The following is a 21,873-nucleotide window of genomic DNA, read 5'->3' on the forward strand; positions in this document are numbered from 1 at the left end:
GCCGACCTGATGCCGACCCATTCGGTGTTCGCGCGCTTCTCGCGGGATGACCGTGGACCCTCAGGGTCTGCTCCGCCCCCTTGGTCACCACGGTCGTGCTCTCGGGCGCCCTGGCGGTGATCTTGGAACCGTCGGCCGCCGGACGTGACCGCGTGATGCCCGGCAGGCATGAGTGAGCATTCCGGTGCCGGTGATTCACCGGCCGGCGGGGAGAACTCGCGAGGCCCGGAAGAAAGTTGGTGGTGCGCCACCCCCGTGCGGTGGCCGCGGCCCTACGCAAACACCCCGTTGACCTGCGTTTCCACAGATCAACGGGGTGTTGATGGCGGTAGCGGAGGGATTTGAACCCTCGGTGACTTGCGCCACACTCGCTTTCGAGGCGAGCTCCTTCGGCCGCTCGGACACGCTACCGAGAGAGAGCTTAGCCCAAGGGGGCCCGTGTGCCGAAATCGGATTGCGGGGAGCGAGCCGGAGCGGGGTCAGCGGTCGCGGAAGAACGCGGTGAGGAGGGCGGCGCAGTCGGATTCGAGGACGCCGGTGATGACCTCGGGGCGGTGGTTGAGGCGGCGGTCGCGGACCACGTCCCAGAGGGAGCCGACGGCGCCGGCCTTGGCGTCGCGGGCGCCGTAGACGACGCGGTCGACGCGGGAGAGGACGATCGCGCCGGCGCACATCGTGCACGGTTCGAGGGTGACGACGAGGGTGCACCCGGTCAGTCGCCATTCCCCGACGGTTCCGGCGGCGGCACGCAGGGCGAGGACTTCGGCGTGGGCGGTGGGGTCGCCGGTGGCCTCGCGCTCGTTGTGGCCGGTGCCCAGGACCGTGCCGTCGGCGGACAGCACGACGGCGCCCACCGGGACGTCACCGGTCCCGGGGGCACGGGTGGCCTCCGCGAGCGCCTGGCGCATCGGCGCGATCCAGGGGGCGCGCAGCGGGTCGGGCGGGGCGGAGGGCAGAGAGGCGGATGGGGGGACGGTCATGTCCCCAGTGTCGGGGACGTGGCCGGGGGCCGGGCCCAGGGGCGGAGCGTGGGCCCGGCTGGGGGCTCCCCCAGCGGGTGGCTGGGGGAGGGTCAGCGCACGGCTTCCAGGAGATCCGTGCAGCCCAGGGCGTCGGCGATCTCGCCGAGCGCGTCGCCGTCGAGGGCGAGCAGTTCCTTCTCGGAGACGCCGAGGTCGCTCAGCAGCCCGGCGTCGCCGAGCGGGCCGCGCACCGCGGCGACCTCGTCGTCGTCATCAACGTCGTTGTCCGCTTCGGGTTCGCCGTCCTCCGTACCGTCCAGGTCGAGGCTGTCGAGGTCGTCGTCCGCGTTGTCCTCGCGGCCGAGGAGCTCGTCGGTCAGCATCGCGCCGTATGAGCTTCTGCCGGCGCTGGCGGCGTTGGAGACGAAGACCCGGGGGTCCTCCTCGCCGTCGACCCGGACGACGCCGAACCAGGCGTCCTCCTGCTCGATGAGGGCCACCACCGTGTTGTCGTCGATCGCCGCCTCTCGGGCCAGGTCGGCCAGATCGGTCAGCGTTTCCACATTGTCGAGCTCCATATCGCTCGCTTCCCACCCGTCTTCGGTGCGCGCGAGCAGTGCGGCGAAGTACACCGTGACTCTCCCACTGGTCATAGGCGTGCCGGGCTGGGCGGGGCGGCGCTGCACGCCATGGTCCCGCCCCTTCGGAATCGTGGCAGAAACATCGCGTTCGCGCGCCGTCTTCAGCGCTGCGTCGTGCGGACGTTGTGAGAGATGTCGCTCACGTGCCGGATTGCCGTGGGTGCACGGCGGGCGCTCGGGCCTTCCGGCTCGGTTACTGTCGATGTCATGCGGATCCACGTCGTCGACCACCCGCTGGTGGCGCACAAACTCACCACTCTGCGCGACAAGCGCACCGATTCCCCGACCTTCCGGCGGCTCGCCGACGAGCTGGTCACCCTGCTCGCCTACGAGGCCACCCGTGATGTGCGCACCGACCAGGTCGACATCGAGACCCCGGTGACGGCGACCACCGGGGTGCGGCTGTCCCACCCGCGGCCCATGGTCGTCCCGATCCTGCGGGCCGGTCTGGGCATGCTGGACGGCATGGTCCGGCTGCTGCCCACCGCCGAGGTCGGCTTCATGGGCATGGTCCGCAACGAGGAGACGTACGAGGCCCACACCTACGCGACGCGGATGCCCGACGACCTGTCGGGGCGGCAGGTGTACGTGGTCGACCCGATGCTGGCCACCGGCGGCACGCTGGTCGCGGCGATCCGGGAGCTGATCAAGCGCGGTGCGGACGATGTCACCGCGATCTGCCTGCTGGCCGCGCCGGAGGGCGTCGAGGTCATGGAGCGGGAGCTGGCCGGTGCGCCGGTGACGGTGGTCACCGCCGCGGTCGACGAGCGGCTGAACGAGGACCGCTACATCGTGCCGGGCCTGGGCGACGCGGGCGACCGGATGTACGGCACGGCCGGCTGAGCACCCCCTTGCGGCTGAGCCCCCACGCTTGAGGCGCGGGGGACCCCCATCGCTCTCGCGGAGGTGGCCGGTCGCCGTCGGTGTTCCTCAAGTGACGTCCGAGGTTCCCGGGACGCGGAGGGCCCCGGCGCGTACGGGCCCGCCGCGAGGGCCCCGCACCACGCCCGGTGCGGGGCCCTCGCGCTGCGCGGTCAGCACTTGGCGGCGGGCTGCTGCGCGGGGTGGGTCAGCCGGTCCAGGGCCTTCGCGGCGTCCTGCTGGGCGGTGAGCTGCGTGAAGGTGCCGCCGACGATCAGGTCGAGATCGGCGGTCTTGCGGTCGTCGGTCTGCTGCTGCGCTCCGGCGAGCTGGGTGGCCAGGACCTTCAGCGGCCCGTCGGCGGCGGCCTTGGGGCCGAGCAGTATCCCGGTGCCGCCCACCTTCTTGTCGTAGGCGGCCGGGGCGTTGCCCACCTTCCCGATCTTGAAGCCGCGCTTCTTGAGCTCGTCGGCGGTGTGCTTGGCGAGTCCGGCCCGCGCGGTGGCGTTGTAGACGTTGACGGTCAGTGCGGCCGGCGCGGGGAACTTGCCGGCGGCGGGCTGCGGGGCGGCGGACCGGCCCGCTGTGCTGTTCTCCGGGCAGTGTCTCCGGTCCTGGGCGGCCTGGGCCGTGCTGCCCTTCCCGCCGAAGACGTCGATGAGCTGCATGGTCCCCCAGCCGGCCAGCCCCAGGACGCAGGCCCCGGCCACGATGCCGAGGATGATGCGGCGACGGTGGCGGGGGCGGCGCATCCGCGGATACCTGTCGCCTGTGATGCGGTACCGCTTACCGCCCATGCCTGGAGGCGTCAGCATGCTCATGGCCGCAGCGTAGTGCGGGCCGTCGGCCGTGCCTACTAAACGATCAACGCGTTGCGTACGGGAGAACCCGAGTGGTCGAATCCGGCCATCGCGGGGGCGCGAGGGGCCGGGGGATATCGGCGGAACGCCCGGAGAAACCGCTGGAAAGCGGGCGGTCAGCCGTCGAGTTCGAGCACCCGGGCGTGCAGCACCTGGCGCTGCTGGAGGGCCGCGCGGACGGCGCGGTGCAGCCCGTCCTCCAGGTAGAGGTCGCCCTCCCATTTGACGACGTGGGCGAAGAGGTCGCCGTAGAACGTCGAGTCCTCGGCGAGCAGCGTTTCGAGGTCGAGCTGCTGCTTGGTGGTCACCAATTGGTCGAGGCGTACCGGGCGCGGGGCGACGTCCGCCCACTGGCGGGTGCTCTCCCGGCCGTGGTCGGGGTACGGCCGCCCATTTCCGATGCGCTTGAAGATCACACGGAAAGCCTACCGGGCATGCGGCACCGGGCGCAGCCAAGCGGCGCCAGTGCAAAGCCGATCAATAGCGGCAAAATTGGATCATTGGTGGGTGATGAGCTGGCCGATACGGCACGAACGGGCTACCGCTCGCTCGTCCGCCCGTGGCACCGCGCGGCGCCCGGTCACCACTTCTCGGCGTCCGCCAGGCTCCGCTGCCAGTACGTGACCCGGGCGGTGTCCGGGTCGACCGGGACCGGGGCGCGGCCGTCTACGCCGACCTGCGCCGGGTCGCTCCGGGCGGCCAGGGTGACACCGAACTGGGAGATCCTTTCGGCCTTGCTGCCCGGGGCGCTCCGGCCGCCCGGCCGATCGGGGGCGGCGGTGGTGACCGTGGCGTACGCGGTCGCGTCGGGGACCAGCTCGACCGGGGTGGGCGGTCTGCTGCGGGTGATGGGCCGGGCGGCGGCCGGGTGGCGGTCGCTCAGGCGCAGCAGGGGGTACGGCTGGCCGGCGAAGGTGCAGGTCCGGGTGGCGATGTTGGTGACGGTCAGCAGCATGTGCCGGGCCGGGTACTGCTCCGCGCCGGCGTGGAACCGCAGCATGTCGGGTGTGCAGGCGACCCGGATGCGGGCGCCGGGGGAGCCCGGTGCGGCCCAGATGCCGGGGTCCGCGGACGGGGAGGCGGCGGGCGAGACGTCGGAGGAGGCCGGTTCGACCTGCTCGGCGCCGCCGGTCCGGCAGGCGGCCAGCGGCAGCACGGCCGTCGCGGCCAGCAACAGAGCCGCGAGCGTGCGGCTGCGGCGGGGGGCGGCGGTGTTCGGGGACGGCATGTACACGATTCTCGACCAGGTGATTGCCGTGCGGTCAATGGAGGGTGAACGCGGTGCGGGCGTCACGTGCCGAATGGGGCGGGGGTGGTGCGGCGTGCGGCCTGCTCGGCGGTTGTGCGGGTCAAGTGCGGGAGGGGCTCGTGGAGTTGGCCGAAAGGTGTGGGGAGGGGGTGGCGGAGGGTGGCGCGGTGGCGGGGCGGGACGGGGTGCTCGGGTGGCCGTTCGTGTGGTCGGCCGCACGGCGCCCCCGGGGGCGCCTTCGGGCAGCACGGGTTTCCGCACCCGGGGACGGGTTGTCAAGCGGTATGACCTGTCAACACCCCGTACGTCGGGGACAGTTGGGTGTCCCGGGCGCGTGCGCATGCTCGCGGGTGGGGGGTGGGGGTGCGCCGGTCAGGAGAGCGGAGGCTGTATGGGAATGGGATGGAAATGGGAGTCGTTTCCAAGTAGGATGCGTGTCGTGCCGGGGTCACGGCGCGCAAACGCCCGGGGCGGCCTGTGGGGGCGGCCCCGGGCGGACGGTGTGCGCCGGCGGCCCCGGAGAGGGCCGGCGCGCCGTGGCTCAGATCGTCGAGGTGTCGATCACGAAGCGGTAGCGGACGTCGCTCGCCAGCACCCGCTCGTACGCGTCGTTGATCTGGTCCGCGCCGATCACCTCGATCTCCGCGGCCAGCCCGTGCCCACCGCAGAAGTCGAGCATCTCCTGGGTCTCGCGGATGCCGCCGATCAGCGATCCGGCGAACGACCGGCGCTGCGTGATCAGCGCGAACGGCGCGATCGGCAGCGGGCTCTCCGGGGCGCCGAGCTGGACCAGGGTGCCGTCGGTGCGCAGCAGGCCGAGGTAGGCGTTGAGGTCCAGGTTGGCCGAGACGGTGTTGACGATCAGGTCGAAGGTGCCGGCCAGAGCCTCGAAGGTGGCCGGGTCGCTCGTCGCGTAGTAGCGGTCCGCGCCCAGCCGCAGGCCGTCGTCCTTCTTGCGCAGGGACTGGCTGAGGACGGTGACCTCCGCGCCCATCGCGTGCGCGATCTTGACGCCCATGTGGCCGAGGCCGCCGAGGCCGACGACGGCGACCTTCTTGCCGGGGCCGGCCTTCCAGTGGGCGAGCGGGGAGTAGAGCGTGATGCCGGCGCACAGCAGCGGGGCCGCGGCGTCCAGCGGAAGGGAGTCGGGGATGCGCAGGGCGTAGTTCTCGTCGACGACGAGGTGGGTGGAGTAGCCGCCGTAGGTGGGCGCGCCGTCCCGCCCGACGGCGTTGTACGTGCCGACGTTGCCGAGCTCGCCGGTGCAGTACTGCTCCTCGCCCGCCCGGCAGTTCTCGCACTCGCGGCAGGAGTCGACGAAGCAGCCGACGCCGACCCGGTCGCCCGCCTTGTGGCGGGTGACCTCGGCGCCGACCTCGGCGACCACGCCGGCGATCTCGTGGCCGGGGACGATCGGGAAGTTCCCGCCGTCGCCCCATTCGGCGCGCACGGTGTGGATGTCGGAGTGGCAGATACCGGCGAACTTGATGTCGATCAGGATGTCGTGGGCACCCAGCTCGCGGCGCGGAATCGTGGTCCGCTCCAGCGGCGCTTTGGGGGCGGGTGCGGCGTACGCGGCGACAGAGGTGTGGGTCATGCCACCGAGATTGCGCCATTCCCTCCGGGCTAACCAGTGCACTCTTGAACATATGCATGGTGTGCCTACTACTGACGGAATCACCCAGCGGCCCGGGGAGCCCCGCGGTGCCGCGGCACGGCCGCGGATCGCGGCGGTGGACCAGCGCACCGAGCTGAGCGAGTTCCTGCGCTCGCGGCGGGCCCGGCTGCGGCCCGGGGACGTCGGGCTGCCGGAGCACGGGCGGCGCCGGGTGCCGGGACTGCGCCGGGAGGAGCTGGCGCAGCTGGCCGGGGTGAGCGTCGCCTACTACATCCGCCTGGAACAAGGCCGTGGCCGGAATGTGTCGGCCGCCGTACTGGAGGCGATCGCCGACGCGCTCCGGCTGACCCCGGCCGAGCGCGACCACCTGAGCCACCTGGTCCGGCCGGTCTCCCGCCGGGGCCGGCCGGCCGACCGGCCGCAGCGGGTACGGCCCGCCCTCCAGGAGCTGCTGGACACCATGGAGCACATCCCCGCCTTCGTCGTCGGCCGGCGGCTGGACATCATCGGCTGGAACCGGCTGGGCCGCGCCGTGTTCGGCGACTTCCCGGCCATGCCTCCCGAGCGGCGCAACATGGCCTGGCAGGTCTTCCTGGACCCGGCGACGCGCGAGCTGTACGTGAACTGGGAGGGCAAGGCGTGTGTGCTGGTCGCCCTGCTGCGGCGGCAGGTCGGACGCCGGCCGGACGATCCGGCGCTGGCCGCGCTGATCGCCGAACTGGCCGACCGCAGCGAGGAGTTCCGGCGGTTCTGGGCCCGGCACGACGTCAAGGACAAGGGCTTCGGCGTGAAGCGGCTGAACCATCCGCTGGTGGGCCCGCTGACCCTCGCCTACGAGTCGCTGGGAGTGCCGGACGACACCGAGCAGATGCTGGTCACCCACCACGCCGCGCCGGGCTCGCCGTCCGCGGAGGCGCTGCGCGCACTGGCGGCGAGGCTGTGGGATGCGGCGGGCCCGGGGGCGTAGGGCCGGTTTGGTGGGTCGTGGCCGGGCCGTCCCCGGAGTGGGTCAGGAGAAGACCACGGAGCGGAGCTTGAGCCGCTCGGAGGCGTGGCCGCCGTTCGGCCGCAGGGTGAAGTGGGCGCCGGTGCAGAAGGGGCCGGTGAAGACGGTGGCGGTGGACGTGGTGTGGTTGCGCGGCGAGTGCGCGGGCGGCAGGTATTCCTGGATCGCCTCGGGGAGGGTGAGGCATTTCCGGCTCGGCGGGTCGGCGAGGACACCCGTCCGCGGTCCGCGGTACGGGTCCTTGTAGACGTAGCGGAAGTCGCCGGTGGCGGCGTGGGCCGATGCGGTGGGCAGGGCCAGGGCCAGGGCCAGCGAACCGGCGGCTGCGGCCGGCGCCCGGCGGAGGCGAGGCATGCGGAACGTCCTTACGGAGCACGGCGGTTGGCATGGTGCTCTGCTTCACTGCCCGTACGGACGTCCGGTGATGTGCGCCGTCACCCGAAGGAGGGGCGCTGTATCGATACGGCGGTGGGGCGGGGTTTCGGCGGTCGCGTACGGGCCCCGCGGAGCGTCCGTGCGGGGCCCGTACGGGGGTCAGTCGGACACCGAGATCGCGGCGGCCGGGCAGATGGCCGCCGCCTCGCGGACCGCGTCGTGCAGTGCGGCGGGCGGCTCCGCGTCGAGGACGACGACGATGCCGTCCTCCTCGCGCTGGTCGAAGACGTCCGGTGCGGCCAGCACACAGCTTCCGGCGCCGCAGCACTTCTCCTGGTCGGCGTGAATGCGCATGGTTCTCCCCAAGGGTGTGGATCAAGGGTGTGGATCAAGAGTGTTGACGAAGGGGGTCGGGTGCGGGCTGCCGCTCGCTACCAGGCGACCGGCAGCGAGTGCACCCCGTAGATGGCCATATCGCCGCGGAACGCGACGTCCTCGAAGGGGATGTCCAGCCGCAGACCGGGCAGCCGGCGGATCAGGGTCTCCACGGCGATCTGGAGTTCCACCCGGGCCAGCGGCTGCCCCAGGCACTGGTGGACGCCGAAGCCGAAGGCGACATGGCGGCGGGCGTCGCGGGTGACGTCGAGGGCGTCGCCGCCGGGGAAGACGTCCGGGTCGCGGTTGGCGGTGTTGATCGTGCACAGCACGCCCTCGCCGGCGCGGATGGTGCGCCCGCCGACCTCGATGTCCTCGGTGGCGACGCGCGGTACGCCGTTGTGGACGATCGTCAGATAGCGCAGCAGCTCCTCGACGGCGCCCTTGACGAGCGACGGCTCGGCGCGCAGCCGTGCCAGCTGGTCGGGATTGCGCAGCAGGGCGAGGGTGGACAGGGCCGTCATGTTGGCGGTCGTCTCATGGCCGGCGACCAGCAACAGCCGCCCCATGGTGGCGATTTCGGAAAAGCTCAGCTCGCCGCGGGCGACCAGGCGGCTGACGATGCCGTCGTCGGGGCGATCCCGCTTGGACTCGGCGAGCCGGGTCAGGTAGTCGACCAGCTCCAGCTGGGCGGTACGCACCTCCTCGGCGGTCGAGCGGAGGCTGAGCAGGATCCGGCTGCGCTCCTGGAAGTACCCGTGGTCCTCGTAGGGGACGCCGAGCAGCAGGCAGATCACCAGCGACGGCAGGGGGAGCGCGAAGTCGGTGACCAGGTCGGCGGAGGTGCGGCCGTCGGTCATCCGGTCGATCAGCTCGTCGGCGAGGCGCTGCACCTCCGGGCGCATCGCCTCGACCTTCTTGACCATGAAGTCGGCGGTGAGCATCCGGCGCAGCCGGGCGTGCTCCGGGTCGTCCTGGCGGATGAACGTGGTGCCGCCGGTGAGGATTTCGCGTCCGCCGGCGGTGAGGAACGGGAAACCGGGGAGGTGTGCGTCGGCGCTGAAGCGCTGGTCGCCGAGTACCTGGCGGACGTCCTGATGCCGGGTCACCAGCCAGCAGGCGGAGCCGTCCCAGAGGGTGGCCCGGGTGACCGGTTCCTCGTGGACCGCGCGGGCGACACCGGGTGCGGGATCGAAGGGGCAGCCCGGGGCGCGGGTGGCCGGGACGGCGAGGGCATCGAGGGAAGCGGTACGTTCTGCGGTCGTCATGCGGGTGGTCCTTCCGCGTTCGTACACGGCAACGGCACTGCGGTGGCTTGCCGGACTGCCGTGGGTTGGCAACTCCCGTACTGGTGACGTAGCCGGGCCGGTGGGCCGCAGGCTGGTACCTAATTACCTAAGTTAAGCAATTAAGTTGTCGTCACGGTAACTCACGCCCGGCAGGGGAGGGAAGGGGTGATCGCGGGGCGGCACGAGGTTGGCTCGAACCGGGCGCGAACCGGACTCAAACCGGGAGGCGTGCCGGGAGTGATACCGGGAGTCATGCAGGGCTCGTGCCTCGCACGGTGTGAACAGGGGGAGTGGCGCCGGCCCCTGCCGTGCTGCCGGCAGGGGTACGGCGAGATCCGGCCACATCCTGGTACGGAGGGCCGCGGATCCGGGGACCGGCGCCCGCTACAGTGCCCCCATGCCGGACCCCGTACGAGACCAGGACTCCCTCGCCGCGCTGCAAAAGGTGCTGGCCACGCTGTCCTATCTGCTCACCCGCTCCCGGGCGCACGAGCGCCAGGCGCTGCAGGCGGGGGTCACGGCCGGGCGCTCCGACCTCTATCTGCTGATGGCCCTGGAGAACAGCGGCGGCGTCAGCCGGGTCGGCGACCTGGCGGCGCAGCTGATGGTCGAACCGCCGCATGTCACCCGGCAGATCGGCCAGTTGGAGTCCCAGGACCTGGTCGAACGCACCCCGGACTCCCTCGACCGCCGCGCCCGCCAGGTCGCCATCACGCCGCACGGCACGGCGGTCCTGCGCAGCTTCCGGCAGGCCAGTCTGGCCGGATTGCGGCAGGCCCTGAGCGACTTCGACGATGCCGAACTCGACACCACGATGGCCGTACTGAACCGGTTGGTGGACTACGTCCGCGAAAGGCACGCGGAGGAGCCACGCCAGCGGGGGCGGGGGGCGTAGGGCCTTACAGGTCTTTCCGGGCCTTTCCGGGCCCGACCCACCGGGCAGACCCTCGACGGTCCCGCCCCCGCCCCTGCCTCGCCCCGCCGGCGGCTCCGCTGTTCGGTCTCTACTCGGTCTCTATTCGATCTCCACGCGACCGCTGTGGCCGGTGCCGTTGCCGGTGCCCGTACCGCTTCCCCGGGTGCCGTTGTTGTCCGCGGTGTTGGCGGAGCCGTCGGGGGTGCCGAGGTTGCGGCGGACCGAGTCGAGGATGGTCAGGCCCTGGCCGACGAGGCCGGCGGCGATCTCGCCGAGGCCGTCGGTGCCGTTGAGGACGTTGACGTTGGCGCCCGCGAGGCCGGCGGAGGCTTCCTTGACGATCTGCGGGAGCTGGTCGATGAGCATCCGGTCGAGCGCGACCCGGTCGTACGAGGCGGCGGCCTCGGCCTGGATCTTCATGCGTTCGGCCTCGGCCAGGGCCAGCAGCCGGATGCGCTCGGCTTCCGCCTCGGCGGGCTTGACGACCTCGGCGACCAGTTCCTGCTGGCGCAGCCTGGCGGCGCGCTCGGCGAGTTCGGTCTGCGCGTCCATCACCTCCTGCCGGGCGTGGGCCTGGGCGAGCGGGCCGGCCTGTGCGGCACGGGCCTGGGCGCGGTCCACCTCGGCGCTGTACTCGGCCTGGACCACGGCGGTCTGCCGCTGGTACTCGGCCTGGTTGCGCGCCGCCTCCTGCTGGGCCTCTACCGATGCCTGGGTGGCCTGGGCCTGGGCGATCTGGGCCTGCTGCTGGATGGCGGCCTTGTGCGGGGCGGACATCGCCTCGATGTAACCGGTGTCGCCGTCGTCGATCGACTGGATCTGGAGCGAGTCGACGATCAGGCCGATCTTGGCCATCTCGGCCTTGGAGGTCTCCAGGACCTCGGTGGCCAGCTTCTGCCGCTCGGTGACGATCTCCTCGACCGTCATCGAGCCGATGATGGACCGCAGATGACCGGCGAAGATCCGGCCGGTGAGCACCGCCATCTGGTCCTGGTCGGACAGGAACCGCTGACCGGCGTTGACGATGCTCTCGGTGTCGTTGCCGACCTTGAACGCGATCACGGCGCGGACCGTGAGTGCGATGCCCTGCCGGGTCACGCACTTCTCGGCGACCTCGGCCTCACACATCGCCAGGGTCAGGAAGCGCACCTTGCGGAAGACCGGCAGCACGAACTTGCCGTGGCCGGTGACCACGCGGAACGGAGCACCGCCCTGGCCACGCCTGCCTCCCGAGATCAGCATGGCTTGATCGGGGGCGGGAACGCGGTAACCGAACATCGTTTGTCTCCTCAACGGGCGTCGCCGGCATCGCCGGGCAACGCGTCCAACGGATCAGCCCACTCCATGACGTCGACCTGGCGATTGCCACGGGACTCGATCACGAGCACGGTCGCCCCTACCGGTAGGGGCTCGGCGGACCACGCGAGGAAGGCTTCGGAGCCCCCGCGGACCCGCACCAGAACCTCACCGGGTCCGGCAGCCCCGCGAGTGCCGATCAGCAGCACTCCGGTACAGCCGATCACGGCATCGTCCTGCGCCATCGACGGCTGCCCTCCCCCCGTTACGTTCCTGGAATCCGACGATAGCGCTCCGGTGAACGGGGGCCTATGGCGGGACGGCGGCGAGTTGATGGGCCGATGAGGTGGCGTGGATCCGCGCTGCGCGGAGGAGTGCGGTCAGGGCGAAACCTCCAGGGTGCCGAGGGCGGCCAGGGTGCCGGCGGGTCCGGCGCGGGCGGTGTGCTCGGCGTCGACGAGGGCCCGGCGGATGATGCCGCCGGGGTCGACGACCTGGGTGGCGGGCAGCGACTGGGTGCGCGGGTGGCCGCCGTCGACCGCGCCGGAGGCGGCTACCCTCGGCGCCGGGCGGTGTCCGGGAGGAAGGGCAGCAGCACCGAAATCAGCATGGCGAGCCCGGCGTTGAACGCGACGGCCAGGGCCAGCGCATGGCCGTAGGCGGCGGTGTCGTGGTGCGGGGCGGTGCCGAGGGCGCCGTAGAAGAGCACGCCGATGAGCGCGACCCCGACCGCGCCGCCCACCTGCTGCCCGGTGGACAGCACCCCGGACGCCATGCCCACCTCCTTCGGGCCGACGTTGGCGAGCACCGCGTTGAGCAGCGGGGTGACCAGCAGGCCGTTGCCGGCACCGACCAGCAGCAGCGAGGGGGTCAGTTCCCCGGAGGTGAGTGTGGGGCCGGCGCCGGCGGCCACGACGACGGTGACGACGAAGCCCAGTCCGCCGATCAGGGCGCCGGCCTGGAGGACGCGGCGGCCGAAGCGGGCGAGCCGGCCGGCGAGCAGGCTGGTGGCGAAGAAGACCACGGCGAACGGCGTATAGGCCAGACCGGCGCCGAGCGGGTCCTTCCCCAGGCCGTCCTGGAGGGTGAGGGACAGGATGAGGAAGAAGGAGTTGATGCCCGCGTAGGTGAGCAGGACCAGGGTCATGCCGATCGCGAACGGGCGCTCACGCAGCAGCCGCAGCCGCACCAGCGGGTCGCCTCCCGAGGTGTCCACCCGCCGTTCCACCAGCGCGAAGGCGGCGAACGCCAGCACGCTCGCGGCCAGGCTGAGCCAGGTCCACAGCGGCCGGCCGGACGAGCGCCCCTCGACCAGCGGGACGACCAGGAGCACCAGGGCGAGCGTGAGCGCGGCGGCGCCGCGCAGGTCCGGGCGGCGGGCCTCCGGGGCGCGCGTCTCGGGGACGTACCGGGCGGCGAGCAGCGAAGTCACCACGCCGACGGGCACATTGACCCAGAAGACCGGGCGCCAGGAGGAGCCGAAGAGATCGGCGGAGATCAGCACGCCGCCGAGCAACTGCCCGGCGACGGTGGCCATTCCGATGACCGCGCCGAGCGCGCCGAACGCCCTGGGGCGCCGCTCCGCCGGGAGCAGCACCTGGATCATCGCGAAGACCTGCGGGAACATCGCCGCCGCGCTCAACCCCTGGACGAACCGGGCGGCGATCAGGGCGCCCGAGTCGGGGGCCAGCGCGCAGCCCACGGAGGACACGGTGAAGAGCCCCGTGCCGAGCAGGAAGACGCGCTTGCGGCCGAAGCGGTCGCCGAGGCGGGCGACGGTGATCAGGGCGACGGCGTAGGTGAGTTGGTAGCCGGCGAGGACCAGCTGGATGTCGGCGGCGGAGGAGTGCAGGTCCGCCTGGATGGCCGGGGCGGCGACCAGCACGATGAAGGTGTCGAGGACGGCCATGAAGGCGCCGGCGAGGACGATGGCGAGGGCCCGTCCGGGGGCGGCCACCGGGGCCTGGCGGCCGGAGCGCCGGGCGGAGTTCGGCCTCCGCTGCGCTGCCGGGGGCGGCACCGCCGCCGTACCCGACGGGCGTGTTGTCTGTGTCATGCCGTAACGATCAAACAGCCCCGAACAGACATACAGAGACCGATTATGCTGGTGTTTCCGCTACCCCCATCGGGAGCCGCCGCCACCGGGAGAGCCGATGACCGACCAGGACCGGCGGCGCGTACTCGCGGAATTCCTGCGCTCGCGCCGGGAGCGGATCACGCCTCGGGACGCGGGCATCGTGGCCGGACCCCGGCGGCGTACGCCGGGGCTGCGGCGCGAGGAGGTCGCCCAGCTCTCCGGTGTCAGTGTGACCTGGTACACCTGGCTGGAGCAGGCGCGCGACATCAGCGTGAGCAGACAGGTCCTGACGAGCCTGGCGCGGGCCCTGATGCTCAGCTCGGTCGAGCTGCGGCATCTGTTCGCGCTGGCCGGGGAGCGGCCCCCGGAACAGCCGCCGGTCCGCGGCCCCGGTCCCGCCTTGCAGCGGCTGGTGGACGCGCTCGCTCCGCATCCGGCGTATCTGCTCGACGCCAACTGGGACCTGGTCGGCTGGAACAGCGCCGAGGCCGGGCTGATCGGCGATCCGGGGGAGCTGGCGCCGGACGAACGCAATCTGCTGTGGCTGGTGTTCACGGACCCGGCGATGCGGACGCTGCTGGCCGACTGGGAGGGGCAGGCGCGGGATCTGGTCGCCCAGTTCCGGGCCGATGCGCGGGAACGGTTCGACGATCCGCGATTCGACCGGCTCACCCGGGAACTCCGGCGGGTGAGCCCGGAGTTCAGTGAGTGGTGGCAGGCGCACGACCTTGCGGACTTCGGCAGCAGCCGCCGGGTGTTCCGGCATCCGCGGGTCGGATCGCTGACATTCGACTATGTGAAGCTGGCGGCACTGGACGCGCCAGGCGTGAAGTTGTTCGTGTGCATGCCGACGGACGAGGAGACGCGGGGCAAGCTGCCCGCCCTCGCCATGGCCTCGAAGAGCGGGTAATGGGAAACGTGTAGTGGAAGACGTGTAGGGGAAAACGTGTAGGGGAAGCTGCCGCCCCGCTCTGCGGCGCGCCACAGTGTGGGGGGCGGGGGCGAGGCCGGAACGGAGGGCCATGGAGCAGTCCGAGCTAGCAACCCTCTTGGGGCGTGCGGCAATTGAGGGGGTCTGTCCACAGGAGCTGGTGACTGCCGTGGAGGGCGGATGTGAGTGCACTTCAGGAGTGGTCGCTAGGGATTCTCTGATCCGCATGTATCAGCGTCGCTTGCGCCGGACGGACGTGGGAACTCGCCTGCATGATCAGACGGCGGCGCTGATCGAATTCTTGATTAACTATTCGGGTTCGGAGTTGACGTTCATCAGCGTCAGGCCGAGTATTGGCGGGTTCCATGCGTTCTTGGCCGATGTCAAACAAACCAGAATTCTTTTCTGGATGGAGATGCTCGATCAACGTCCGCCAGGTAATTAGCTGATTGGTTCCGGCTACGGCTGTAGCGGCAGGGTTTGCTCGAGGCTTGAAATCAAGGTTTCAAACCTGCTCAACCGCCATGGCTGGGACTGTCAACTACGACCTGCTGAAGTGAGGTGTGTCACGGACTTCATCATCGACCCGCCGAATGGAGTTTCCGCACTCCAGATCGGGATGAGCTATGACCGGGCTCTGGAAGTGATCTCTGAATGGGGCTCCCCGAGTGTGTCCGGACCTTTCGCTCATGCATCTACCGTGAAAATCCAGGTGAGTTACCGCAGCATGGATATTGTTGCTCACCTTGAAGACGGAAACACTGTGACGGCTGTTGAGCTGTGGCGCTTTGAAGAGGATGCTCCGGAGGTAAGGGTCCTACTCGACGGCATCAACGTTTTCCATACCCCGGCTCCTGAAGTGTTGCGGCAACAAGCTCAGCGAGATCGCAGGGTTGATGAGACTGACCCGGAGAATCCTGTGATTCCGGCAGTCGCCCTGGCCTTCACCCGCGAAACAGGTCAGGAAGTACCCCGAAACTCCGACGGCCTTCCGCTATAATTCACATCCGTCCTTGTTGCGGGCGTGGACTACTACTGAGAGCACCAGCACTACCGCCGTTGGTTCAGGGTGAGGTTGGCTGCCGCGGTTCTGGCGCCGTTCTCGCTTGGCCCGCTCTATGGGCTCTGCGTTGTTCTCTTCGACCTGTCGTGCGGGGCTGGGTCCTCCGGACCTCCTGGTGCCGGTAGGCGTCCGAGCCTGCTGTCGGCGATGCGGAGGATGTTGTTGAGGGCGGCTGTGGTGCGGATGAGCATCATGCGGAGGAGGAGCGGGCCCGCAGCTTCGTTGCGGAGCGTCGTTTGGGCGTCGGTGAGTACGACGGCGGCGTTGCGCATTTGTTGGGCTTCCATGCGGTCGGCCTTGCGGGAGAGGTAGCCCTGGCCGTTGTCGGTGGGGCGGAGGTAGCAGGGACGGCCGTCCCAGGTTTCCCAGGGGAGCAAGCGGACTTCGGAGCCGGGAAGTTGGGGATTGTCCGGGTCGTACGTCATCGGTGCCTCACCGTGTCATCGGGCGTGGGTCTTTCGTGAACTCCTCACCAGCGTTGCGTGACTGCACGTAGGGTCGCAATGAGCTGAGTGTGACGGTTGGTTCGTCACGAGGGAGTTGCGGACATGGGCAGTACCTATGGGGATTGGCTGCGGCAGCAACGGGAGCTGGCGGGGATGACGCAGCAGCAGTTGGCCGATGCGGCCCTGATGACGCGGTCGCACATCGCCCATATCGAGGCCGGGCGACGGATTCCGTCCCTGGAGGATGCGAGAAGGCTGGATGCTGCGCTGAACACGGGAGATGTGCTCAGTAGCTTCCGGCCGGGGGATGAGCCGACGGTTGCCGAGCGGTTCGCGGATGCGTTGGAGCTGGAACAACAGGCGGAGACGATCTGGGAGTCCGCCAGTGCGTTGGTGCCTGGACTGTTTCAGACGGAGCGGTACGCGCGGGCGGTGATGCGTACGGCCTTCCCGCCGTGGGGTGAGGAGGATTGTGACAGGCTCGTTCGCACACGGCTGGGGCGCGCGAAGATCCTCGAAAGCCCGTCGACTCCTGTTGTTTGGGTGCTGCTGGATGAGGCGGTGCTGCGCCGTCCGGTCGGTGGGCCGGAGGTGATGGCGGAGCAGATCATGCACTTGGCCCGCTTGGTCGAGGGTGGTCGGATTCGGGTGCATGTGTTGCCCGTGGGGCTGGGCGGTCATCCGCTCATGCAGGGGCAGTTGAAGCTCCTGTGGTTCGAGGACCAGCCTCCGGCGGCCTACACGGAGGGCATGTTCGTGAGCCAGCTCCACGATTCCCCGGACATGGTTCGTCAGTTGCAGGGCGTCTACGCTCTCGGACTGAGCGACGCACTGTCGTTGCAGGAGTCACTGTCCCGGATGCGGGCGACAGCGGAGGAGTACGGCCACCATGACTGAGCGTGTCATCCGAATAGTCTCTGCCTCAAGCCGTTGGCGTAAGTCGTCGTACAGCGACAACCAAGGCGCCGACTGCCTCGAAGTCCTCGACGGCCACCCCCGTGCCGTCCCCGTTCGCGACTCCAAGGTTCCGCGCGGGCCGGTGGTGGTGGTCCCGGCGGAGGCTTGGGTGGCGTTCGTGGTGGCCGTCAGGGGTGGGGAGTTCGATGGCAGGGGGTAGCCGGCACAGGTCAGATGCCGTTCACCGTGGCTACCGTGAACGGGATCTGCGGGGTTCCCTGGCCCATGGGGCCGCCCTTGGTGAATTGGGAGCGGGTGACGTAGGGCCGGCCGCGGCTGTGGACGATGCTGGTCGGGGTCTGGAGGGACGGGTCGGTGAGGCGGCGTTCCAGGTGGGCGGTGGCGTCGTCGTCGGAGAGCCGCCAGCGGGTGATGGTGTTGGAGCGGTTGTGCGTTGCCCAGAGGGCGGTGCCGCGTAGTTCCAGGCCGTCGCCGTCGCGTATGTCGCCGCCGTGCAGGGCGACTTGGCGTATCGCGCCCGACGTGATGTCGACGCGGTAGAGGGTACCGGCGGTCATGTCGACGGTGAGGAGGTAGCGGCCGGAGGGGGCGGCTGCGATGCCGTTGAGGGTGTAGACGGCGGTCGGGTCCTTGGGGAGGGTGCCGGACAGGTCGTAGGCCGGGGGGAGGGCGGCGTGGCGGCCGTGGGTGGCGGCGTGGGCCAGTTGGTGGGGGGCGACGCGGTAGATGACGGCGCGGGAGCTGTCGGTGAGGTAGGCGGTGCCGTCCGGGGTGAGGGCCAGGTCGTTGACGAAGGGTTTGGCCGCCCCAGCCCCAGCCCCAGCCCCGGTCCCGGTCCGCGCCACGTCGAAGCGGGCTATCAGGTGGCGGGTGTGGAGGTCGTAGACGGCCACGCCGGTGGTGGAGTTGATGACCCAGAGGCGGCCGGAGCGGTCGACCTTGACGCCGTTGGCGGTGGTGCGGCCGTCGGTGCCGGAGGGCAGGAAGACCTGGGCGGTGTGATGGCCGGGGGTGGCCCGGTAGATCGTGCCGGTGACGTAGGAGCTGATGTAGAGGTCGCCGGTGCGCGGGTCGGCGGTGATGCTCTCGGGGTAGGCGCGGTCGCCGGGGAGGGTGAAGGCGGTGGAGATCGGGGAGCGGTGGTCGAGGGTCTTCAGCGCCTTCTTCGGGGTCGGTGGTGTTGCGTGGGCGGTGACGGTGAGGGGGACGGTGGCGGCGGCCAGGGCGAGGGCGGTCGTGGCCAGGGTGCGGCGCGGGAGTCGTGGCGTGCGTCGTGGCGTGCGTCCGGACATGGGTGGGTGCCTCCCCGTTGGTGGATGCCGCCGGCGGTGGGTGATGTGGGCCGCCAGCGGTCGAGTGTATGCGAACTTAGGTTAGAGTTCTAATGATCGTCAAGGGGCTAATGGTTGTGTGGGTTCGCATGAGTGGGTGAGGGCTTGTCTGGTATACGGCCGTTACGATGCGGAGATGACGTCGTCGATGCCCGTGTCCGAGCGGCTTGGTTCCTCCATCAAGCGCGCCGAGCAGGCCCTGAACAGTGCCAAGCACGCGGCGCTGAAGCCTGCCGGGCTGACCGTCCCGCAGTACGCGGCGCTGCTCTACAGCTCCGAGCAGCCCGGCATCTCGGCCGCCGCGCTGGCGCGGGCGTGCCGGGTGACGCCGCCGACCATGAACACGGTGCTGAAGAACCTCCAGGAGCGGGGCCTCATCGAGCGCACCCCGCACGAGTGGCACAAGAACGTGCTGGAGATCCGGCTCACGGACGAGGGCCGGGCCGTGATGGCGAAGGCGGACGCGCGGGCGGTGCGGGTGGAGCGGGCGCTGGCCGCGGAGTTCACGGACGAGGAAAGGGCGGCGCTGGTCGACCTGCTCGGTCGCTGCGCCGCCCTGCTGGATTCCCTGCGTGAGGAGTGACTGAGTTCGCTGAGTTGACTGAGTTTGCTGAGTTGGCTGAGTCAGCTCAGCTGGTGCAGTACCCGCTTCAGGGCTGCCAGTGCGGTGGTGAGTTCGTCCTCGGTGATGGTCAGGGGCGGGGCGAGGCGGATCGTGGAGCCGTGGGTGTCCTTGACGAGGATGCCCTGGTCCATGAGGTGTTCGCTGAGGGTGCGGCCGGTGCCGAGGGCGGGGTCGATGTCGACGCCGGCCCAGAGGCCGCGGGTGCGGAAGTCGGTGACGCCGTGGCCGAGGAGGTCGGCGAGGCCGGCGTGCAGGACCTTGCCCAACTCCGCGGCGCGGGTCTGGAATTCGCCGGTGGAGAGCAGGTCGATGACGGCGGAGCCGACGGCGGCGGCGAGGGGGTTGCCGCCGAAGGTGGAGCCGTGTTGGCCGGGGCCGAGGACCGACATGATGTCGCGGCGGGCGGCGACCGCGGAGACCGGGACGATGCCGCCGCCGAGGGCCTTGCCGAGGAGGACGACGTCCGGGACGACGTCTTCGTGGTCGACGGCCAGTGTGGTGCCGGTGCGGCCGAGGCCGGACTGGATCTCGTCGGCGATGAAGAGGCAGCCGGCGCGGGTGGTCAGCTCGCGGACGCCGGTGAGGTAGCCGTCGTCGGGGATGAGGACGCCCGCCTCGCCCTGGATGGGCTCGATCAGGACGGCGGCGGTGGTGTCGTCGATGGCGGCTTCGAGGGCGGCGAGGTCGTTGTACGGGACGGTGCGGAAGCCGGGGGTGTACGGGCCGAAGCCGGCGCGGGCCGTCTCGTCGTCGGAGAAGCTGATGACGGTGGTCGTACGGCCGTGGAAGTTGCCGCTCGCGACGACGATGGTGGCCCGGTCGGCGGGGACGCCCTTGACGTCGTACGCCCATTTGCGGGCGACCTTGATGCCGCTCTCGACCGCCTCGGCGCCGGTGTTCATCGGGAGGACCATGTCCTGGCCGGTGAGTTCGGCGAGGTCCTCGGCGAAGGCGGCGAGGCGGTTGTGGTGGAAGGCGCGGGAGGTGAGGGTGAGCTGGTCGAGCTGGCGGTGCGCGGCCTCGACGAGGGCGGGGTGGCGGTGGCCGAAATTCAGTGCCGAGTAGCCCGCCAGCATGTCGAGGTAGCGGCGGCCCTCGACGTCCTCGACCCAGACGCCCTCGGCGCGGGCGATGACGACGGGGAGCGGGTGGTAGTTGTGCGCGAGGACCGGGGCCTCGGCCTGGATGAGGTCGTCCGAGGTGCGTCGGGTACGGGTGGGCGCAGTGGTCATCGGATCTCCTGGGTGCAGCACTTGATGCCGCCGCCGGCCTTGCGGAACTCGGAGAGGTCGACGGGGACGGGGACATAGCCACGGGCGGTGAGCTGGTCGATGAGGCCGGTCGCCTGCGCGGCGACGAAGACATGGCGGTTGTCGGAGACGGAGTTGAGGCCGAAGGCCAGGGCGTCGTCTCGGGTGGCGAGGACGGCGTCGGGGAACAGACGGCGCAGCACCTCGCGGCTGCCGGTGGAGAAGGCGCCGGGGTAGTAGGCGATGGTGGCGGGGCCGGGGCCGGGGCCGGACTCACCGGATTCCCCGCTCGCTTCGGTGCTGCCCCCGGTCGTGCCGTCGTCGAGGACGAAGAGGGCGGTGTCGAGGTGGTAGAAGTACGGGTCGATCAGCTGGAGGCTGATGACCGGGATGCCGAAGTACTCCTGGACCTCGGCGTGGGCGTCGCGGGTGGTGCGGAAGCCGGTGCCGGCGAGGAGGTAGCGGCCGGCCGGTACGAGGTCTCCCTCGCCCTCGCAGCAGGACTCCGGCCGGTAGACGTCGTAGCCGGCGGCCTTGAACCAGATCTCGTACTCGCGTGATTCCGGGCGGCGTTGCGGCGCGTGGAAGCGGGAGCCGAAGACCCGGCCGTCGACGACGAGTGCCGAGTTCGCGGCGAAGACCATGTCCGGCAGGCCGGCGGTGGGTTCCACGGTCTCGACCGTGTGGCCGTGGTCGCGGTAGGCGCGGACCAGGTTCTCCCACTGGCGGGCCGCGAGTGCGGTGTCCACCTCGGCGTCCTCGCGCATCCAGGGGTTGATGGCGTACTGGACGTCGAAGTGCGTGGGTCGGCAGAGCAGATAGCGCCGGGGGACGGCGGTGCGTGGCGCACCGGCCGGACGGGGTGTGGGCACGGAACGGGTCCTCCGCTTCCTGTCGTGACCGACCGTGAGGGATCGTCACTGGGGCATTACACGGTAAGGAGCGGCGGATTCCGGTCACAAGCGACAAGTGCTGCGTCGTGGTGCAGGATTGCTGCGTATGAGTGGTGGTTACTGCCGGTTCGCTGCGTGGTCCGGTGCGGAGGAGCGGCGGGCGCCGGCCTCCGGGCTGTCCGGGATGAGGTGCGAGAGGACCATGTAGCTGATGGTCTTGCGGATGAACGGCTCGGTCCGGATGCGTTCCAGGACCTCCTCGAAGTGCTCGACGTCGGTGGCGCGGACGTGCAGCAGGGCGTCGGCGCCGCCGGTGACGGTCATCGCGGCGGCGATCTCCGGGTGGTTGCGGACGACCTCGGCCAGCCGCCGGGGCGGGGCGGCGCTGTCGCAGTAGACCTCCACGTACGCCTCGGTGAGCCAGCCCAGCGCGGCCGGCCGGACGGTGGCGGAGAAGCCGGTGATGATGTTGTTCTCCCGCATCCGGTCGACGCGGCGTTTGACGGCGGTCGCGGACAGTCCGATGGCCGTGCCGATCTCCGCGAAGCTCGCCCGGCCGTTCTCGATGAGTGCGGCGACGATCTTGCGGTCCAGTGCGTCGAACGGTGCGGCCTTGGTGCCCATGCGCTGGCCCTCTCCATCCTTGTTGGTGCTTGTTGTGCCCATGGTGCTTGTTGTGCTTGTGGTGCTTGTGGTGCCCGTGCTGTCCGCGTTGCGCGTATTGCCTGGGTTGCCTGTGCTGTCCGTAGCGGTGATCGGGCCGCTTCACGGTAGCTGTGTGTCAGGCGACGTACCGATCGCAAACGCCTGTGATCGCCAGGAGCCGCGCCCACGAACCCGTGATCCAAACCCCCGACCCCCAACCCAACCCGAACGAGTGCCAGTTGGGCG

The 21,873-nt window shown here is 70.5% G+C and carries 26 protein-coding genes and 1 tRNA gene; 9 read left to right on the forward strand and 18 right to left on the reverse strand.

Annotation, left to right across the window (positions count from 1 at the left end; all coding sequences use genetic code 11):
- Positions 1-323: 323 nt before the first annotated feature.
- From RZ84_RS19230 to RZ84_RS19240, 3 genes are all read right to left on the reverse strand, one after another.
- Positions 324-411: transfer RNA gene (locus RZ84_RS19230), tRNA-Ser, on the reverse strand.
- A 68-nt stretch (positions 412-479) separates the two neighbouring features.
- Complete coding sequence (gene tadA / locus RZ84_RS19235; protein ID WP_078893961.1) at positions 480-980, reverse strand: tRNA adenosine(34) deaminase TadA; 501 nt, start codon at positions 978-980, stop codon at positions 480-482.
- A 92-nt stretch (positions 981-1,072) separates the two neighbouring features.
- The gene (locus tag RZ84_RS19240) at positions 1,073-1,594 is read right to left on the reverse strand and encodes a tRNA adenosine deaminase-associated protein (RefSeq protein ID WP_043265331.1); all 522 of its coding nucleotides are present in this window, start codon (positions 1,592-1,594) and stop codon (positions 1,073-1,075) included.
- 216 nt (positions 1,595-1,810) lie between these two features.
- Here RZ84_RS19240 and upp point away from each other — a divergent pair, with 216 nt between their 5' ends.
- On the forward strand, positions 1,811-2,446 hold the full coding sequence (upp, locus tag RZ84_RS19245; RefSeq protein ID WP_043265332.1) for a uracil phosphoribosyltransferase: 636 nt from the start codon (positions 1,811-1,813) through the stop codon (positions 2,444-2,446).
- Positions 2,447-2,637: 191 nt separating this feature from the next.
- On the opposite strand, the gene RZ84_RS19250 is transcribed toward upp, so the two are convergent.
- The 4 genes from RZ84_RS19250 to RZ84_RS19265 form a co-directional block, all read right to left on the reverse strand.
- Positions 2,638-3,285 (reverse strand): LytR C-terminal domain-containing protein, encoded by a 648-nt coding sequence (locus RZ84_RS19250; protein WP_078893962.1) that lies wholly within the window; start codon positions 3,283-3,285, stop codon positions 2,638-2,640.
- Between the two features lie 155 nt (positions 3,286-3,440).
- Positions 3,441-3,740 (reverse strand): type II toxin-antitoxin system VapB family antitoxin, encoded by a 300-nt coding sequence (locus RZ84_RS19255; protein WP_043265334.1) that lies wholly within the window; start codon positions 3,738-3,740, stop codon positions 3,441-3,443.
- 164 nt (positions 3,741-3,904) lie between these two features.
- Positions 3,905-4,552, reverse strand: coding sequence for a DUF4232 domain-containing protein (locus RZ84_RS19260; protein WP_043265335.1), 648 nt, complete (start codon positions 4,550-4,552; stop codon positions 3,905-3,907).
- Between the two features lie 562 nt (positions 4,553-5,114).
- Positions 5,115-6,170, reverse strand: a complete 1,056-nt coding sequence (locus RZ84_RS19265; RefSeq protein ID WP_043265336.1) for an NAD(P)-dependent alcohol dehydrogenase — start codon at positions 6,168-6,170, stop codon at positions 5,115-5,117.
- Positions 6,171-6,306: 136 nt separating this feature from the next.
- Here RZ84_RS19265 and RZ84_RS19270 point away from each other — a divergent pair, with 136 nt between their 5' ends.
- Entirely contained in the window at positions 6,307-7,158 is an 852-nt protein-coding gene (locus RZ84_RS19270; protein WP_043265337.1) for a helix-turn-helix domain-containing protein, read from the forward strand.
- Positions 7,159-7,200: 42 nt separating this feature from the next.
- Here the strand turns inward: RZ84_RS19270 and RZ84_RS19275 are convergent, their stop codons facing one another.
- From RZ84_RS19275 to RZ84_RS19285, 3 genes are all read right to left on the reverse strand, one after another.
- Entirely contained in the window at positions 7,201-7,551 is a 351-nt protein-coding gene (locus RZ84_RS19275) for a hypothetical protein (protein WP_043265338.1), read from the reverse strand.
- 180 nt (positions 7,552-7,731) lie between these two features.
- Positions 7,732-7,926, reverse strand: a complete 195-nt coding sequence (locus RZ84_RS19280; protein ID WP_043265339.1) for a ferredoxin — start codon at positions 7,924-7,926, stop codon at positions 7,732-7,734.
- 77 nt (positions 7,927-8,003) lie between these two features.
- Positions 8,004-9,215 carry a cytochrome P450 gene (locus tag RZ84_RS19285; RefSeq protein WP_043265340.1) on the reverse strand — a complete coding sequence of 404 codons (1,212 nt, stop codon included), beginning with the start codon at positions 9,213-9,215 and terminating at the stop codon, positions 8,004-8,006.
- Positions 9,216-9,633: 418 nt separating this feature from the next.
- Here RZ84_RS19285 and RZ84_RS19290 point away from each other — a divergent pair, with 418 nt between their 5' ends.
- Positions 9,634-10,131, forward strand: coding sequence for a MarR family winged helix-turn-helix transcriptional regulator (locus RZ84_RS19290; protein ID WP_043265341.1), 498 nt, complete (start codon positions 9,634-9,636; stop codon positions 10,129-10,131).
- Positions 10,132-10,251: 120 nt separating this feature from the next.
- Here the strand turns inward: RZ84_RS19290 and RZ84_RS19295 are convergent, their stop codons facing one another.
- The 3 genes from RZ84_RS19295 to RZ84_RS19305 form a co-directional block, all read right to left on the reverse strand.
- Positions 10,252-11,430 carry an SPFH domain-containing protein gene (locus RZ84_RS19295; RefSeq protein ID WP_043265342.1) on the reverse strand — a complete coding sequence of 393 codons (1,179 nt, stop codon included), beginning with the start codon at positions 11,428-11,430 and terminating at the stop codon, positions 10,252-10,254.
- An 11-nt stretch (positions 11,431-11,441) separates the two neighbouring features.
- A complete protein-coding gene (locus RZ84_RS19300; RefSeq protein ID WP_043265343.1) occupies positions 11,442-11,693 on the reverse strand; it encodes a hypothetical protein in 252 nt (83 codons plus the stop codon).
- A 308-nt stretch (positions 11,694-12,001) separates the two neighbouring features.
- Complete coding sequence (locus tag RZ84_RS19305) at positions 12,002-13,504, reverse strand: MFS transporter (protein WP_043265344.1); 1,503 nt, start codon at positions 13,502-13,504, stop codon at positions 12,002-12,004.
- Between the two features lie 97 nt (positions 13,505-13,601).
- Between RZ84_RS19305 and RZ84_RS19310 the strand changes: the two genes are divergently transcribed.
- From RZ84_RS19310 to RZ84_RS39065, 3 genes are all read left to right on the forward strand, one after another.
- Positions 13,602-14,435 carry a helix-turn-helix transcriptional regulator gene (locus RZ84_RS19310; RefSeq protein WP_043265345.1) on the forward strand — a complete coding sequence of 278 codons (834 nt, stop codon included), beginning with the start codon at positions 13,602-13,604 and terminating at the stop codon, positions 14,433-14,435.
- Between the two features lie 112 nt (positions 14,436-14,547).
- Positions 14,548-14,901 carry a hypothetical protein gene (locus tag RZ84_RS19315; protein WP_043265346.1) on the forward strand — a complete coding sequence of 118 codons (354 nt, stop codon included), beginning with the start codon at positions 14,548-14,550 and terminating at the stop codon, positions 14,899-14,901.
- A gap of 255 nt (positions 14,902-15,156) precedes the next feature.
- A complete protein-coding gene (locus tag RZ84_RS39065) occupies positions 15,157-15,456 on the forward strand; it encodes a hypothetical protein (protein ID WP_157878857.1) in 300 nt (99 codons plus the stop codon).
- Positions 15,457-15,572: 116 nt separating this feature from the next.
- Here the strand turns inward: RZ84_RS39065 and RZ84_RS19320 are convergent, their stop codons facing one another.
- Positions 15,573-15,944 carry a hypothetical protein gene (locus RZ84_RS19320; RefSeq protein ID WP_052230024.1) on the reverse strand — a complete coding sequence of 124 codons (372 nt, stop codon included), beginning with the start codon at positions 15,942-15,944 and terminating at the stop codon, positions 15,573-15,575.
- Between the two features lie 123 nt (positions 15,945-16,067).
- On the opposite strand from RZ84_RS19320, the gene RZ84_RS19325 reads away from it, so the two are divergent.
- Together RZ84_RS19325 and RZ84_RS19330 are read left to right on the forward strand one after the other, a co-directional pair.
- Positions 16,068-16,862 carry a helix-turn-helix domain-containing protein gene (locus RZ84_RS19325; RefSeq protein ID WP_043265347.1) on the forward strand — a complete coding sequence of 265 codons (795 nt, stop codon included), beginning with the start codon at positions 16,068-16,070 and terminating at the stop codon, positions 16,860-16,862.
- Positions 16,855-17,082, forward strand: coding sequence for a DUF397 domain-containing protein (locus RZ84_RS19330; RefSeq protein ID WP_043265348.1), 228 nt, complete (start codon positions 16,855-16,857; stop codon positions 17,080-17,082). The genes RZ84_RS19325 and RZ84_RS19330 overlap by 8 nt, the downstream gene beginning before the upstream one ends.
- A 10-nt stretch (positions 17,083-17,092) precedes the next feature.
- On the opposite strand, the gene RZ84_RS19335 is transcribed toward RZ84_RS19330, so the two are convergent.
- On the reverse strand, positions 17,093-18,175 hold the full coding sequence (locus tag RZ84_RS19335) for an SMP-30/gluconolactonase/LRE family protein (RefSeq protein ID WP_052230025.1): 1,083 nt from the start codon (positions 18,173-18,175) through the stop codon (positions 17,093-17,095).
- A gap of 175 nt (positions 18,176-18,350) precedes the next feature.
- Here RZ84_RS19335 and RZ84_RS19340 point away from each other — a divergent pair, with 175 nt between their 5' ends.
- Positions 18,351-18,797: a MarR family winged helix-turn-helix transcriptional regulator gene (locus tag RZ84_RS19340; RefSeq protein WP_241777767.1), complete on the forward strand. Its 447-nt coding sequence runs from the start codon at positions 18,351-18,353 to the stop codon at positions 18,795-18,797.
- A gap of 41 nt (positions 18,798-18,838) precedes the next feature.
- Here RZ84_RS19340 and rocD read toward each other — a convergent pair whose 3' ends face one another.
- The 3 genes from rocD to RZ84_RS19355 all read right to left on the reverse strand — a co-directional run bounded on the left by rocD (position 18,839) and on the right by RZ84_RS19355 (position 21,606).
- Positions 18,839-20,071: an ornithine--oxo-acid transaminase gene (gene rocD, locus RZ84_RS19345; protein WP_043265350.1), complete on the reverse strand. Its 1,233-nt coding sequence runs from the start codon at positions 20,069-20,071 to the stop codon at positions 18,839-18,841.
- Positions 20,068-20,961: a dimethylargininase gene (gene ddaH / locus RZ84_RS19350; RefSeq protein ID WP_043265351.1), complete on the reverse strand. Its 894-nt coding sequence runs from the start codon at positions 20,959-20,961 to the stop codon at positions 20,068-20,070. Before ddaH ends, rocD begins: the two co-directional genes overlap by 4 nt.
- A gap of 138 nt (positions 20,962-21,099) precedes the next feature.
- Entirely contained in the window at positions 21,100-21,606 is a 507-nt protein-coding gene (locus RZ84_RS19355) for an Lrp/AsnC family transcriptional regulator (RefSeq protein ID WP_043265352.1), read from the reverse strand.
- Positions 21,607-21,873 lie beyond the last annotated feature (267 nt).

Origin of the sequence: Streptomyces sp. CT34, from assembly GCF_000805335.1 — a bacterium.
Classification (GTDB): Bacteria; Actinomycetota; Actinomycetes; order Streptomycetales; family Streptomycetaceae; genus Streptomyces.

Coding starts and splice junctions, on each gene's coding strand:
- RZ84_RS19305 (WP_043265344.1), bottom strand. CDS start 13,504: ATGACACAGACAACACGCCCGTCGGGTACGGCGGCGGTGCCGCCCCCG.
- RZ84_RS19330 (WP_043265348.1), top strand. CDS start 16,855: ATGACTGAGCGTGTCATCCGAATAGTCTCTGCCTCAAGCCGTTGGCGT.
- RZ84_RS19355 (WP_043265352.1), bottom strand. CDS start 21,606: ATGGGCACCAAGGCCGCACCGTTCGACGCACTGGACCGCAAGATCGTC.
- RZ84_RS19320 (WP_052230024.1), bottom strand. CDS start 15,944: ATGACGTACGACCCGGACAATCCCCAACTTCCCGGCTCCGAAGTCCGC.
- RZ84_RS19300 (WP_043265343.1), bottom strand. CDS start 11,693: ATGGCGCAGGACGATGCCGTGATCGGCTGTACCGGAGTGCTGCTGATC.
- RZ84_RS19315 (WP_043265346.1), top strand. CDS start 14,548: ATGGAGCAGTCCGAGCTAGCAACCCTCTTGGGGCGTGCGGCAATTGAG.
- RZ84_RS19285 (WP_043265340.1), bottom strand. CDS start 9,215: ATGACGACCGCAGAACGTACCGCTTCCCTCGATGCCCTCGCCGTCCCG.
- RZ84_RS19310 (WP_043265345.1), top strand. CDS start 13,602: ATGACCGACCAGGACCGGCGGCGCGTACTCGCGGAATTCCTGCGCTCG.
- RZ84_RS19280 (WP_043265339.1), bottom strand. CDS start 7,926: ATGCGCATTCACGCCGACCAGGAGAAGTGCTGCGGCGCCGGAAGCTGT.
- RZ84_RS19250 (WP_078893962.1), bottom strand. CDS start 3,285: ATGAGCATGCTGACGCCTCCAGGCATGGGCGGTAAGCGGTACCGCATC.
- RZ84_RS19265 (WP_043265336.1), bottom strand. CDS start 6,170: ATGACCCACACCTCTGTCGCCGCGTACGCCGCACCCGCCCCCAAAGCG.
- RZ84_RS19335 (WP_052230025.1), bottom strand. CDS start 18,175: ATGTCCGGACGCACGCCACGACGCACGCCACGACTCCCGCGCCGCACC.
- tadA (WP_078893961.1), bottom strand. CDS start 980: ATGACCGTCCCCCCATCCGCCTCTCTGCCCTCCGCCCCGCCCGACCCG.
- rocD (WP_043265350.1), bottom strand. CDS start 20,071: ATGACCACTGCGCCCACCCGTACCCGACGCACCTCGGACGACCTCATC.
- RZ84_RS19290 (WP_043265341.1), top strand. CDS start 9,634: ATGCCGGACCCCGTACGAGACCAGGACTCCCTCGCCGCGCTGCAAAAG.
- RZ84_RS19325 (WP_043265347.1), top strand. CDS start 16,068: ATGGGCAGTACCTATGGGGATTGGCTGCGGCAGCAACGGGAGCTGGCG.
- RZ84_RS19340 (WP_241777767.1), top strand. CDS start 18,351: ATGACGTCGTCGATGCCCGTGTCCGAGCGGCTTGGTTCCTCCATCAAG.
- RZ84_RS19295 (WP_043265342.1), bottom strand. CDS start 11,430: ATGTTCGGTTACCGCGTTCCCGCCCCCGATCAAGCCATGCTGATCTCG.
- RZ84_RS19260 (WP_043265335.1), bottom strand. CDS start 4,552: ATGCCGTCCCCGAACACCGCCGCCCCCCGCCGCAGCCGCACGCTCGCG.
- RZ84_RS19275 (WP_043265338.1), bottom strand. CDS start 7,551: ATGCCTCGCCTCCGCCGGGCGCCGGCCGCAGCCGCCGGTTCGCTGGCC.
- upp (WP_043265332.1), top strand. CDS start 1,811: ATGCGGATCCACGTCGTCGACCACCCGCTGGTGGCGCACAAACTCACC.